Source organism: Pollutimonas rozaliensis (assembly GCF_048751585.1).
Lineage (GTDB): Bacteria > Pseudomonadota > Gammaproteobacteria > Burkholderiales > Burkholderiaceae_B.
The window spans coordinates 45,536-58,129 of record NZ_JAZHOB010000002.1 but is presented as its reverse complement, the minus strand read 5'-3'; the positions used below and the strand labels follow the sequence as shown (position 1 = coordinate 58,129).

The 12,594-nt window shown below is 60.9% G+C and carries 11 protein-coding genes; 3 read left to right on the top strand and 8 right to left on the bottom strand.

Annotation, left to right across the window (positions count from 1 at the left end):
• Positions 1 to 2 precede the first annotated feature (2 nt).
• The 4 genes from V0R37_RS03510 to V0R37_RS03495 form a co-directional block, all read right to left on the bottom strand.
• On the bottom strand, positions 3 to 797 hold the full coding sequence (locus tag V0R37_RS03510) for a phosphodiesterase (protein WP_420373186.1): 795 nt from the start codon (positions 795 to 797) through the stop codon (positions 3 to 5).
• The gene (locus V0R37_RS03505) at positions 775 to 1,830 is read right to left on the bottom strand and encodes a LacI family DNA-binding transcriptional regulator (protein WP_420373185.1); all 1,056 of its coding nucleotides are present in this window, start codon (positions 1,828 to 1,830) and stop codon (positions 775 to 777) included. Before V0R37_RS03505 ends, V0R37_RS03510 begins: the two co-directional genes overlap by 23 nt.
• Before the next feature lie 824 nt (positions 1,831 to 2,654).
• Positions 2,655 to 4,346, bottom strand: coding sequence for a 2-isopropylmalate synthase (leuA, locus tag V0R37_RS03500; protein WP_420373184.1), 1,692 nt, complete (start codon positions 4,344 to 4,346; stop codon positions 2,655 to 2,657).
• A 318-nt stretch (positions 4,347 to 4,664) separates the two neighbouring features.
• Positions 4,665 to 5,225, bottom strand: a complete 561-nt coding sequence (locus tag V0R37_RS03495; RefSeq protein ID WP_420373183.1) for a hypothetical protein — start codon at positions 5,223 to 5,225, stop codon at positions 4,665 to 4,667.
• Between the two features lie 15 nt (positions 5,226 to 5,240).
• Here V0R37_RS03495 and rpoN point away from each other — a divergent pair, with 15 nt between their 5' ends.
• The 3 genes from rpoN to bfr all read left to right on the top strand — a co-directional run bounded on the left by rpoN (position 5,241) and on the right by bfr (position 7,861).
• On the top strand, positions 5,241 to 6,650 hold the full coding sequence (gene rpoN, locus V0R37_RS03490) for an RNA polymerase factor sigma-54 (RefSeq protein ID WP_420373182.1): 1,410 nt from the start codon (positions 5,241 to 5,243) through the stop codon (positions 6,648 to 6,650).
• Between the two features lie 111 nt (positions 6,651 to 6,761).
• Positions 6,762 to 7,037, top strand: a complete 276-nt coding sequence (locus V0R37_RS03485) for a (2Fe-2S)-binding protein (protein WP_420373181.1) — start codon at positions 6,762 to 6,764, stop codon at positions 7,035 to 7,037.
• A 347-nt stretch (positions 7,038 to 7,384) separates the two neighbouring features.
• Complete coding sequence (bfr, locus tag V0R37_RS03480) at positions 7,385 to 7,861, top strand: bacterioferritin (protein WP_420373180.1); 477 nt, start codon at positions 7,385 to 7,387, stop codon at positions 7,859 to 7,861.
• 140 nt (positions 7,862 to 8,001) lie between these two features.
• Here the strand turns inward: bfr and V0R37_RS03475 are convergent, their stop codons facing one another.
• From V0R37_RS03475 to V0R37_RS03460, 4 genes are all read right to left on the bottom strand, one after another.
• A complete protein-coding gene (locus tag V0R37_RS03475; RefSeq protein ID WP_420373179.1) occupies positions 8,002 to 8,652 on the bottom strand; it encodes a hypothetical protein in 651 nt (216 codons plus the stop codon).
• A 78-nt stretch (positions 8,653 to 8,730) separates the two neighbouring features.
• Entirely contained in the window at positions 8,731 to 10,338 is a 1,608-nt protein-coding gene (locus V0R37_RS03470; protein WP_420373178.1) for a peptide chain release factor 3, read from the bottom strand.
• A 55-nt stretch (positions 10,339 to 10,393) separates the two neighbouring features.
• Entirely contained in the window at positions 10,394 to 11,023 is a 630-nt protein-coding gene (locus V0R37_RS03465; protein WP_420373177.1) for a LysE family transporter, read from the bottom strand.
• Positions 11,024 to 11,062: 39 nt separating this feature from the next.
• Positions 11,063 to 12,463 (bottom strand): DEAD/DEAH box helicase, encoded by a 1,401-nt coding sequence (locus tag V0R37_RS03460; RefSeq protein WP_420373176.1) that lies wholly within the window; start codon positions 12,461 to 12,463, stop codon positions 11,063 to 11,065.
• Positions 12,464 to 12,594 lie beyond the last annotated feature (131 nt).

The following is a 12,594-nucleotide window of genomic DNA, read 5'->3' as shown; positions in this document are numbered from 1 at the left end:
CGCTAGAACGGATAAGGGCCGGGAAAATTCCCGATCAGGGCATGATGCGTGACCAGCCCTTGCGGGCCCAGCCAGTGCAACTGGTAGCCCGGCGGTTCGAAATTGAAATTCAGCTCCTGCGCACCATCGTCCAAATCCAGCACGATCTGGTGTGCGGTGCCCGGGCAGGTCGATGCCATGGCGCCACCCACGCGGCACATGATGGTCCGATGCAGATGGCCGCACAGGATGCGCTCGATGTTGCGGTACGGGGCGATGATTTCGGCAAACGATTCGCGGCCTTTCAACAAGCCTAGATCGTCCATGAGCCTGATGCCGGTTTCAAAGGGCGGATGATGCATCAATATGACGGTGGGGCGGTCCGGCGCCTGCGCCAGGGCGTCGGCCAGCCATGCCAGGCGCATGGCGCAAAGCTCGCCCGCGCTGCTGCGCGGAACCGTGGTGTCCAGCGCAATGATGCGCAAAGGCCAGGTGTCGACGGTGTACTGCATGAAGGGAAAACCGGTATCCAGATAGCGGTGTTCGGGAAAGGCCGCTCGCAGCGCGGCGGGGCTGTCGTGGTTGCCGGGAATGAGCAGGAAAGGGATTTCCAGCTGTGCCAACAGGGGCTTGAGCATCTGGTATTCCTGGGCGCGGCCATGCTCGGTCAAGTCGCCGGTGGCCACGACAAGGTCGGGACGCGGATTCAGGCCGTTCAACGCATTCACGCAGGCGGCAAGGTGGCGCTCGGCCTGTATCAATTGGCTGTGCTTGCCGGCTTGCTGGATATGCAGATCACTGATTTGCGCGATAAGCATGGCTTTTCCTTTTTGAGGCCGGCTCCACAGCGGCGACGCTGGCGCCGGCGATCAGCCTGTGGGGCAACCGTTCGCTGCCCGCGCCGCGCTGCTCGATTTGTTGCAGCAGCAGATGGCAGGCCGCTTTGCCGATTTCGTATCCCGGCGCTTCGATGGTGGCCAGGCTGGGCGACATGAAGGCGCCATACCGGATGCCATCGAAACCCGCCACCGAAATGTCGCCCGGCACCGACCCGCCCAGTTCCTTGATGCTGGAAATGACAGCGGTGGCCAGCAGATCGTTGGAGCAGAAGAGCGCGCTGGGCCGCGTTGCGGATTGCAGGATGTCGCGGACGGTGGCGGTGTCCGAACCGGTGTGGCTGGGCATGACGACATGCTGTACGCGCTTCAATCCCCATTCACGGGCGCTATGCCGGGCGCCGGCCAGGCGTGATTTGGCGCGGTCCGACAGATTCAGCGGGCCGCTGACGAAGGCGATGTGCCGATGCCCCAGTTGCGCCAGGTGTGTAATCATGTCGGAGGCGGCGGCATAGTTGTCGACCGCGGCGCAGGGATGGCTGTCCGACTCGTTATAGGCCAGCACGTAGCTCATGCCGTGCCGCTTGAGCATCTTCAAGACCGAACTGGCGCGCGCATCGGCAACAGTCAGGATGATGCCGTCAAGCTGATGGTCGATAAGCCGGTGGACGGCATCGATCTCCAGTTCGGGATCGTAATGCGTGGCGGTCATCATGACGCTGTAGCCGGACTGACGGGCGCGCATCTCGGCGCCTTCGAAGCAATCGGCGAAAACGGGATTCGAGAGTGTGGGCAGGGCCAGCCCCAGTGTGCGAGTATTGCCCGAACGCAGGCTGCTGCCCAGTCGGTTGGGACGAAAGCCATGGCGGCCGGCGACATCCAGAACGCGCTCGCGGGTATCGGCCTGCACAAGCGCGGGTCGATTGAACACGCGCGAAACCGTGGCTGGCGATACGCCGGCTTCGTCGGCGATCCTGAGAATAGAGATCGGATTCGTGCGCCGCTTGCTGTCCAAAACGCCCCTCCAACCGTTAAAGGTCTGATGAAAACGTTTTCATATTAGACATCAACTATTGCGAGCTTATTACAGTGATTACCCGTAGATGATGGGTTTGGATGTTTTGCTTCCTTCTTGAGCTGGGCCGTTGATGGGATGGTTCCTCTTCTTGAACCAGGCGTTCACGGGTATGGGTCGTCCGGGCTTGACGTGCTGCGATCCCGGCTTCGCCGGGATTACCCGCGCAGAAGCCGTGGACGCCTTGGATGCAGAGGAAAATTGGCACGGATCCCACGAGGGGCTTGCCTCTAGGTAATGAGGCGCCTGGCCAACCGGTAACGATTGCGACTTGGTGAGAAGCTTCATGTCTTCTGGCGGCCCAGCTTATGCAGAGCTTGGTCCCGCCGTATGCAACTGCGAATCTACATCTTGCCGGTATTTCGAGGCGCGGCTGGTGGGCCGGGGCCGAGCGACCTTTGAGCAAGCCGCAGTCCTCGCTTTGCGGCGGGGGCGTAAGAGGACGCGCTGTCTGAATGAATCAAGCAGCCGGGGGCTGCTTGATTCATGAGTTCGCGTCCGCCCCCCGTTGCGAAGCGAGGACAAGGGTAGCCCCGAAGGGGCCGCAGCGATGGGAGAGCGGCCCCGGCCCACCAGTCGCGCCTCTTAAGAAACATGGAAAGAAAAAGGTCCAGCGCACACCGCCACGCCGCTTAAGAAACTCAACGTACCAAGTCCCGAATCCACGCCGCAAACCAAACAAAAAAGCGCCCCGGCTTTTAACCAAGGCGCTCAATTAACACTGTCCGGCCACAAGACCGGACAGCAAAGTAGTCGAGACGGGATCAGGCCGCCATGGCTTCCGCCTTCTGCGCCACCGCATGGCGGTTCACCGCGCTAAGAATGGCCAGGAACGAAGCGGTAACGATGTCTTCATGGATACCCACCCCGAAGCCCGTCGACGACTCGCCCACCCGCAACTCCACATAGCAGGCCGCGCGCGTGTCCGTGCCCGTGCCGATCGCATGCTCGTGGTAGTCCATGATCTTCACATCGCTGTCCAGCGCATTCACGAATGCCGAAATCGCGCCGTCTCCGCGGCCGACCAGGTTTCGCACCTGGCCGTTTTCCTCGACCTCCGCTTCGATCACGAACTGATTGCCGCTGCCGGCCTTGGGATCACCCGTGATCCGGTGGCGTATCAGCTTCCAGGTCTGCTCGACATCCAGGTACTCGCTGGAAAAAATATCGTACACCTTGGTGGCTGTCACTTCCGCGCCGGTCTCGTCCGTGACGCGCTGAATCGCGCGGCTGAACTCGATCTGCAGGCGGCGCGGCAACACCAGGCCGTGCTCCTGCTCCAGCAGGTACGAGACGCCGCCCTTGCCCGATTGGCTGTTGACGCGGATAACCGCGTCGTAGCTGCGGCCCAGGTCGGCCGGATCGATAGGCAGATAAGGCACTTCCCATGGCGCATCGGCTTCCTGGCGGGCGAAGCCCTTCTTGATGGCATCCTGGTGCGAGCCCGAGAATGCGGTAAAGACCAGGTCGCCCGCATAGGGATGGCGCGGATGCACCGGCAGCTGATTGCAGTATTCGACGCAACGGCGGACTTCGTCGATGTCCGAAAAATCCAGCCCCGGATGTATGCCCTGCGTATACAGGTTCAGGGCCAAAGTTACCAAGTCGACGTTCCCCGTGCGCTCGCCATTGCCGAACAGGCAGCCTTCAATGCGGTCGGCGCCGGCCATGACGGCAAGCTCGGCCGCCGCCACCGCGGTGCCCCTGTCGTTGTGCGGGTGCACGCTCAGCACGATGCTGTCGCGCTGCTTCAAGTTGTTGTGCATCCATTCGATCTGATCGGCGTACATATTGGGCGTCGTCGCCTCGATCGTGGCAGGCAGGTTGTAGATGATCTTCGAGTCAGGCGTAGGCTGCCAGGCTTCGGTCACGGCGTTGCACACGTCCAGGGCGAACTCGGGTTCGGTGGTACTGAAAACCTCGGGGGAATACTCATAGCGCCAGGAGGTTTCGGGGTGCTGGCCGGTCAGTTTCTTGACTAGGCGCGTACCGCTCAGGGCGATTTCCTTGACCTCGTCCTTGCTCATGTTGAACACAATCTTTCGGAAGGCCGGGGCGCAGGCGTTATACAGGTGGACGATGGCTTTTTTGGCGCCGGCGGCCGATTCCACCGTACGCTGGATCAAGTCTTCGCGCGACTGCGTCAGCACAATGATGGTGACGTCCTCGGGTATGCGTTTTTCATCGACCAGTTTGCGCACGAAATCGAAGTCGGTTTGCGAAGCCGATGGAAAACCGACTTCGATTTCCTTGAAACCGATCTTGACCAGTTGCTCGAAAAAACGCAGCTTGCGTTCAACGCTCATGGGTTCGATCAGAGACTGGTTGCCGTCGCGCAGATCGGTGCTCATCCAGATGGGTGGATGCGTAATGCGCTTGCTGGGCCACGTGCGCTCGGAAAAATCGCGTACGAAAGGGACGAACGGACGGTATTTGTCGGACGGATTGGAAATCATGGGTACACCTTTGTATAACGGAATAGGCTGATCGCAATCACCGGAGCCAGGAAAGCGGCTCTTTGGCATTCAATGACGGTGTTGGATTGGGGGTGTGGCTGAAAACAGGCTGCCGAACTGCCACGCGACGCTAGGCCCGGCAACCGATCGGTAGCAGTAGCGATAGGGCGGGCGAGGACAGCAGGCAAGCGCGCAGGGGATTGCGCGGAACACGCAATGCGCCACCCGCAGCATGGCTGCTGGCGTGGGCATTAACGAGGGATGCGTGTTTGGGCTGCATGACGATAGTCAACCATATTCTTGGACTCTTGGCAAGTTTTATTGCGCGTCCGCATCGGCCTGCGACCCTTGGAGCAGAGCCGCTTGGCGCCGCGCCAGGGCAATTTTTGCAGCCCGGCCGCCGCGCAATTCTGCGGCGGCGCGTTGTAAATCGCCCACGGTGATCGGTTCGCGGCGATCCTGCCAGGACCAGCGCAGCACTTCCAGCGCCGGCTCGGACAATTTCGAGGCCAGCATTTGTATGGTTTCCTCGTCCACCATTTTGGCGCGGACCCGGCGTAAGGCGCCTTGTACAAAACCATACAGAAAATAGGCAATAATAAGCGTGCAAAGCGCTACGACCGCCCACCAGAAAAAGGGGTTGTACTGTTTCAATAGCGCCACGGCCTGGACGCCCAGCGCGTGCAGGCCCTCATAATCGATGCCTCGGCCGAACGCCACCAGGCGATTGAGCAGGTCGTACCAGATCAGGGCAACCACCGCGACGACCACCGCGCATACGATCTTTTGCGTGGCGGTAAGCCGCAGCAAGGTGTTGCGCAGCAGGGCACGGTCCTGGCGAGTGGGCGTAGGCTGTTCTTGCAGGGAATTTGGTTTCATACACGTATTTTAACTATGCAATCGCGTCAGTCTTTGGAACTTCGTCAGCACCAGCAATTGGCGCTGACCCCGCAGCTGCAGCAATCAATACGATTTCTGCAGCTGTCGGCGCACGAGCTGGAACTGGAGGTGGCGCAGGCCTTGCTGGAAAACCCGCTGCTCGAACGCGAAGAAGAGTATGACACCGATGGTCGGGATACGGTAGCCGATGAAGAGCAGGCGCAGGAAGATCGTTGGATGATGCCGGGCATGTCGGGGCGTACCGGCAGCACCGGTTCGGACGATGAGCCCACCCGTCCCGAGACCGCCCTGGCCGAGACCCTGCAGGACCATCTTCTGGAACAATTGCGCCTGACGCGTGCCGAGCCGCGCGATTGCGCCCTGATAACCTTGCTGATCCAGGAGCTGGATGAAAACGGCTATCTGCCGACATCGCTCGATGAAATACTTGCCTGCCTGCCGCAGGAATTGATGGTCCGGCCGGATGAATTGCATGCCGCCTTGCGCCTGCTGCAATCCTTTGATCCGCCCGGCGTGGGCGCAAGATCGCTAAGCGAATGCCTGTGCCTGCAACTGGAGTCCCTACAGCCGGCGCCGGATACGGTGCTGGCGCCTGAGGCGCTGGAATGCGCGCGCGACATCGCCCGTCATCATCTGGGCTTGCTGGCTACGGGCAATCTGGCCAAGCTGCGCGATGCGCTGTCTTGCGACCAGGCCGTCTTGCGGGCCGCGCATGCGGTCTTGCTGCAGCTCCAGCCCAAGCCCGCCCGCGACTGGGCCAGCTCGACGGCCGACTACATCACGCCCGACGTGCTGGTGCGCAAGGTCGGCAAGCGATGGGTCGCCAGAATCAATCCGACGATCATGCCGCGCTTGCGCATCAATTCCATGTACGAGGATTTGCTGGGCAAGGCGCTCGCGGCGCCCGCGATGCAGAACCAGCTTCAGCAGGCGCACGGCTTGCTCAAAAGCGTAAGCCAGCGTTTCGTGACGGTCCTGCGGGTGGCTCAGGCCATTGTGGATAAGCAACAGGAATTTTTTGAACACGGCGTCGGAGGCATGCGACCTTTGTTGCTGCGCGATATCGCCCAGGAACTGGAGCTTCACGAATCCACGGTATCGCGGGCGACCAAGCAGAAGTATGCCCAAACGCCCTGGGGCGTCATCGAGCTCAAAGGGTTCTTCGGGGTGGCATTGCAGACCGATGGCGGCGAGTCGACCTCGGCGACCGCCGTGCGCGCGCTGATCTTGAAATTGGTCGCCGAGGAATCGGATGTGAAGCCGCTGTCCGACAGCCAGATTGCGCTGCGCCTGGCGGAGCAGGGCGTGGTGATTGCCCGGCGCACCGTGGCCAAGTACCGCGAAGCGGCCGGCATAGAACCCGCCATCATGCGCAAGGCGCGTGCGGCCCTGAATACCCGCTGACTGTCGGCGCATTGCGCCGCGTTGCCAGGATGGGACAAAAGACGGCCGGCCTTCAGGCTGGATCATCCAAATGATTTGATTTTTTAATTATATTGGATGATAATTATTCTCATGTTCATTTGTATCTGTAACGCCATCACTGAACGGCAGGTTCAGACGGCCGTAGCCGAGGGTGCCAACACCTTGTCCGATCTCCAGGGACAATTGGGTGTGGCGGCCTGCTGCGGCTGCTGCGCCGAGACGGCGGCCGAATATCTGCCGGGTGGCCGCTATGCCGGTCAGGCATCGACACACCATGAAGCGGGCACTTTGGTTACCGAAGCCGCCAACGATTCCGAGCTTTCGGTTCGCGCCGTCATGGTGGAAGTCGCGATTCGCCGCGCCTGACTCATTTTGTAACAAAATAGCCGGCTGACGGCGGATCGAGTGTTCCTTTATGGAAAACGCTCGCCAATTCTCCCGTTTCTCTTCCTGAAAAGCGTCTTTTTTTTCGTTTGGCGCTTCGTTCCTCCTGCGTATCCGGTCTTTTGCGCTGGAACAGTATTAATAAATCAATTCATTCCTGTTCTCAAGCAGCGGCCGCCTGGCCCGCCGCCCTTGCCTTTCCGCGTGCGCGTGGCGGCTGAAAAAGGCTTATCGGCATGGTAGCCTTATGGTCGAGCAAGACTTGCCCTGACGCCCCAGCGCGGCGTCGATGGCTTATCGACCCATCCCTTAGTTCCAGGAGCACGGCCATGAAAGGCGACACCACCGTTATCAAGCATCTGAACGCACAGCTCAAGAATGAGCTGACCGCCATCAATCAATACTTTCTGCACGCTCGCATGTTGAACCATTGGGGATTCGACAAACTGGGCAAGCATGAATACGAAGAATCCATTGGCGAGATGAAGCATGCCGATCGCCTGATCGAGCGCATTTTCATGCTTGACGGCCTGCCGAATTTGCAGGACCTGCATAAGCTGATGATAGGCGAGGACGTTCCCGAAATCCTCTCCTGTGACCACAAGCTGGAATCGGCCGCGCAGGCGACCGTGAAAGAAGCCATGGCCTATTGCGAATCGGTGCGGGACTTCGTATCGCGCGATCTTTTCCAGGACATACTCAACGATACCGAAGAGCACATCGACTGGCTGGAAACCCAAATGGAGCTTGTCGGCAAGGTGGGCTTGCAGAACTACCTGCAGTCCCAGATGGGCGAGCTGGAGTAAGAAGAACCGCTGTACCAAGACCGGGGCGGCGCTTGTTGAAAATGCAAGCGGACTCTACCCATAGAACAAACAACCCCCGCTGCCTGCATACAGCGGGGGTTGTTTTTGAGCCGCGCAAGCGAAGCTTGCCGGTCTTGAAATTAAAACGACTTGGCGGGGCAGTCGCGCACGCGGCCCCAGGCGTTGTTGGGTTCGCAGTATTTGTTGCGCGCCGTCCAGGCACAACTGGGCCTATCGAAAAAGCCCTGGGCGCTGCAAGCCTGAAGGTCCTGGCGCAGGCTGGCTTGCCAGGCCTGGTTGTTTCCGGCGGCCGCAACGGGCGGCGGAGGCGGGGGAGGCGCGACCTCTATGGGTTGCAGGGGGGCTTTCTGGCCGGCAGGGGTCGATGCGCCCAGGCCCAGGCTGCCCACATCGGCAATGCCTTGCAAGCCGGGCGCGGCATTGTTCGACTGGGCGATAAGCTGGGCCTCGTCCATGGTGATGGGTGTGGTCGCCACCGGGATGGCCGGATTCGATGTGGTTTCGTCCAGCGACGTTTCCGGTATTTGCCATGCAATGGCTGTGGGCGCGTCCGGCACGCCTTGCTGTCCGTTCAGCAGCGGCTGAGGAGGTTGGGCCACGTAGGGCAAGCCATTGGCATCCAGCACGGGCACGGCGGAAAGTTCGGGCCGCTCGGGGGGGATGGGCGCTACCGGGCCATGGGCCACCAGCCAGTCGCCCAGGCGCAGGCCTCCCCAGGCGGAGGCGCCCGCGGCCAAGACTAATATTGCAAAGATGAATCGCCAGGACATGGTTACCTTCTGTCTGGAAAAGGACGCCCAGTATATATGCTGGGATTTGCGCCAAAAAACGGCGGATTGCGGCGTCCTTTATGTATTCTGCCCAAAAACCTGGCCTCCGTGTTCGCGCATGGCGTGAAATTCAATACCGGGATACAGCTCTTGCGCCACGCGTAATTGCGCTGGCGAACTTGCCAGGAATGCAGCGGCATCGACAACATCATAGGCGATGTTCGCGGCGTTGGCATTCATGAATTTTCGCAAGATTTTGGGGTCCTCGGCTGTAAACCAACGTGCCATGTTGTAACGCGAAGGCATCATGCGCGCGTCCGCGCCATACTCGGTCTTGAGCCTGTGAGCGACCACCTCGAACTGCAACTGGCCCACGGCGCCAAGCAAAAGAGCGCCGCCGGCCGCCTCGGGCCGGAACACCTGGATGGCGCCTTCCTCGCCCAATTGGGTAAGGCCGATGCGCAACTGCTTGGTGCGCAATGGATCTTTGACCTCGACCGCCTGGAACAGTTCAGGAGCAAAAAAGGGCAGGCCGGTGAATTGCAGGGTTTCGCCTTCGGTCAGGACATCGCCCAGTTGCAGAACGCCGTGGTTCGGAATGCCGATGACGTCGCCGGCATAGGCTTCATCCAGCAGTTCACGGCGCTGCGACAGGAAGGACACGACGTTGTTGGGCCGCATCTCCTTGCCGGTGCGCGCCACTTTCAGGCGCATGCCGCGTTCGAAGCGTCCGGAACTGACGCGCACGAAAGCCACGCGGTCGCGGTGGGCGGGGTCCATATTGGCCTGCACCTTGAACACCACGCCGCTGAACTTGGGTTCATCGGGCTGCACCTCGCGTTGCAGCGCAGTGCGCGAGCCGGGCTTGGGCGCAAGATCCACCAGGGCGTCCAGCACTTCCTGCACGCCGAAGTTATTGATGGCCGATCCGAAAAACACAGGAGTCTGCTTGCCGGCCAGGAAGGCCGCATGATCGAATTCGGGTGCGGCGGCGTTGATCAGCTCGATTTCCTCGTTGGCTTTCTCAAAGGCATCGCCGAAGCGCTGGGCGATGGCCGGATTGTCCAGGCCGTCGATCAGTTCGTCCTGATCGCCGCGTCTTTCCTGACCGGCCCGGAATACCCGCATGCGGTTCCGGCGTATGTCGAAGACGCCGCCGAACGAGCGCCCCATGCCGACCGGCCACGAAAATGGCACGGCATCCATGCCCAAGTGCGACTCGATCTCCGACAACAGGTTAAGCGGCTCCTGCACCTCGCGGTCCAGCTTGTTGATGAAGGTGATGATGGGCGTATTGCGTGCGCGGCAAACCTGCAGCAATCGTATGGTTTGCGGTTCAACTCCGTTCGCGGCGTCGATGACCATCAGCGCCGCGTCCACGGCGGTCAGCACGCGATAGGTGTCTTCGGAGAAATCCTGGTGGCCCGGAGTGTCGAGCAGGTTGATCACGCAGTCGCGATACTCCATCTGCATGACCGACGAGGCCACTGAAATGCCCCGCTGCTTTTCGATTTCCATCCAGTCCGATGAGGCGTGGCGGCTGGCCTTGCGGGCTTTTACGCTGCCGGCGATCTGGATCGCGCCTGCGAAAAGCAGGAGCTTTTCCGTCAGGGTGGTCTTGCCCGCATCGGGGTGGGAAACAATGGCAAATGTGCGTCGCCGCGCGACTTCTTGGGTAATGCTCATGACGTGATTTTAGCGTGTGTCGCTCTCGAAGCCGCCTGGCCTTCCGAGCAGGGTTTTACTTATGTTGGCTGAACGAGGCCAGCACAGTGCCCGCCAGAATGAACATGGCGCCGAATGTGCGATTGAGCCAGCGGATATGGCGTGGGCTGCGCAACAACTTCAGTATGCGCGAGGCCAGGGTGGTATAGCAGCCCATGGCCACCAGGTCGGTAAAGCACAGGGTGGCGGCTATGGTTGCGTACTGCAGCGGCAGCGGTTGCGACAGGTTCAGGAATTGAGGCACAACCGCCAGCAGGAACACCGTGCCCTTCGGATTGGTGATGTTGATGAGGCAGCCGTTGGCAATCAGTTCGCGCGCCTTGAAAGGGGCCGGCTGGCCGGCCTCTACCGCGACGGGCGCGGCGTCGGTGCGGAACTGCTTCCAGCCCAGGTAAATCAGGTAAAGCACCCCCAGCCATTTGACGATGCCGAAAGCCATTTCCGATGCGGCCAGCAAGGCGCCCAGCCCCACGGCGACGACCACGAACTGGATCAGTATCCCCAGTATCAGTCCTACCGTGGTCCAATATCCCCGCCTGAAGCCGTATTTCAGCCCCGAAGCCATGGCTGAAATGGCGCCTGGCCCGGGCGAGAAGGAAATCGCCCAGGAAGCGGCAAAGAAGGCTAGCCAGGTGGAAAGGGACATGATGATCGGCGATGGTGGATTGTGGCCGAATAATACGCTTTATTTGTCCAGCAGTGCGACGCGTTGGCTGCCATTTCCGCGTCCCGGGTTGCCGTGTTGGCGTGGCTGGCCGGAAGCGGCGCCGCCCGCGGCGGGCTTGCGGCCGCCGTTGCTGGAGCGGCGCGGCTCGCCTGGCCGGCCGCCTGCTTTGGGGGCGGGCCTGCCGCCGGCGCTCTTGCGAGGCGCATTGTTGCGGCGTGGCGGGCGGTCATCGTCGTTGTCGCGGGCATGCGCCGGCTCGGCCTTGACCATGTCGGGCGACCAGCCGTTGATGGTGGTGCGTTCGATGGGGCGCTTGATCAGCTTTTCGATGGCGCTCAGGAGCTTGATTTCCGATCTGTCGACCAGCGACATCGCCGATCCGGTGCTGCCGGCGCGGCCCGTGCGGCCGATACGGTGCACATAGTCCTCGGGCACATTGGGCAGTTCGAAATTCACCACGTGGGGCAGGTGGTCGATATCGATGCCGCGGGCGGCGATGTCGGTGGCGACCAGCACAGCGACCTTGCCGTCCTTGAAGCCCGCCAGAGCGCGCGTGCGTGCGGCCTGGCTTTTGTTTCCGTGGATGGCGGCGGCGGCCAGCCCGTCCTTGACCAGCTTTTCGGCCAAACGGTTCGCGCCATGCTTGGTGCGGGTGAATACCAGCACCTGATGCCATCCGCTTTCACGAATGATGTAGCTGAGCAGATCGCGCTTGTGCGCTTGTTCGGTCATCACCATGCTTTGGGCGACAAGTTCCGAGGCGGTATTGCGCCGGGCCACCGAAATTTCGATGGGATCGGTCAGCACGCCTTTGGACAGCTCGCGGATTTCGTCCGAGAACGTGGCCGAGAACAGCAGGTTCTGGCGCTTCTTGGGTAGCAGCGCCAAAATGCGCCGGATGTCGCGGATGAAGCCCATGTCCAGCATGCGGTCCGCTTCGTCCAGAACCAGGATTTCCACCCCCGAAAGGTCCACGGTTTTTTGCTGTGCGTGATCCAGCAGGCGGCCGGGAGTGGCGACCAGGATGTCCAGCGGTTTGCGCAGGGCGCTGATTTGCGGGTTGATATTCACGCCGCCGAACATCACCATCGAGCGCACCGAGGTGTGCTGGCCATAGGTGCGCACGGATTCCTCGACCTGTGCGGTCAGTTCACGCGTGGGTGTCAGGATAAGTACGCGCGGCTGGCCGGGCTTGCGGCCTTGAACCGGGTTTTGCAGCAAGCGGTGCAGGATGGGCAGCGTAAAGCCGGCTGTCTTGCCGGTGCCGGTTTGCGCGGCGGCCAGCAGGTCGCCGCCCTTGATGACTTGCGGTATGGCTTGTGCCTGAATGGGCGTCGGGTGCTCGTAACCGGTGTCGGCAACGGCACGCAAAAGGGGTTCTGCCAGCCCAAGGGCGGCAAAGGGTGTTTGGGTAGTCAAGAAATAACTCCAGCGACAGCCTATCGCTCGAGTTGAGAGATACCAATCTAGGCAGACGATAAAAGAAGTTGATGGCGAAAAAGCCAAAGGCAAGGCCAGAATGGCTTGCAGACAGCGTGCTGATTGGTACG

What these genes read in the sequence shown, in the direction of transcription:
- V0R37_RS03510 (WP_420373186.1), bottom strand. Translation starts at nt 797, where the DNA reads ATGCTTATCGCGCAAATCAGTGATCTGCATATCCAGCAAGCCGGCAAG.
- leuA (WP_420373184.1), bottom strand. Translation starts at nt 4,346, where the DNA reads ATGATTTCCAATCCGTCCGACAAATACCGTCCGTTCGTCCCTTTCGTA.
- V0R37_RS03495 (WP_420373183.1), bottom strand. Translation starts at nt 5,225, where the DNA reads ATGAAACCAAATTCCCTGCAAGAACAGCCTACGCCCACTCGCCAGGAC.
- rpoN (WP_420373182.1), top strand. Translation starts at nt 5,241, where the DNA reads ATGCAATCGCGTCAGTCTTTGGAACTTCGTCAGCACCAGCAATTGGCG.
- V0R37_RS03485 (WP_420373181.1), top strand. Translation starts at nt 6,762, where the DNA reads ATGTTCATTTGTATCTGTAACGCCATCACTGAACGGCAGGTTCAGACG.
- bfr (WP_420373180.1), top strand. Translation starts at nt 7,385, where the DNA reads ATGAAAGGCGACACCACCGTTATCAAGCATCTGAACGCACAGCTCAAG.
- V0R37_RS03475 (WP_420373179.1), bottom strand. Translation starts at nt 8,652, where the DNA reads ATGTCCTGGCGATTCATCTTTGCAATATTAGTCTTGGCCGCGGGCGCC.
- V0R37_RS03470 (WP_420373178.1), bottom strand. Translation starts at nt 10,338, where the DNA reads ATGAGCATTACCCAAGAAGTCGCGCGGCGACGCACATTTGCCATTGTT.
- V0R37_RS03465 (WP_420373177.1), bottom strand. Translation starts at nt 11,023, where the DNA reads ATGTCCCTTTCCACCTGGCTAGCCTTCTTTGCCGCTTCCTGGGCGATT.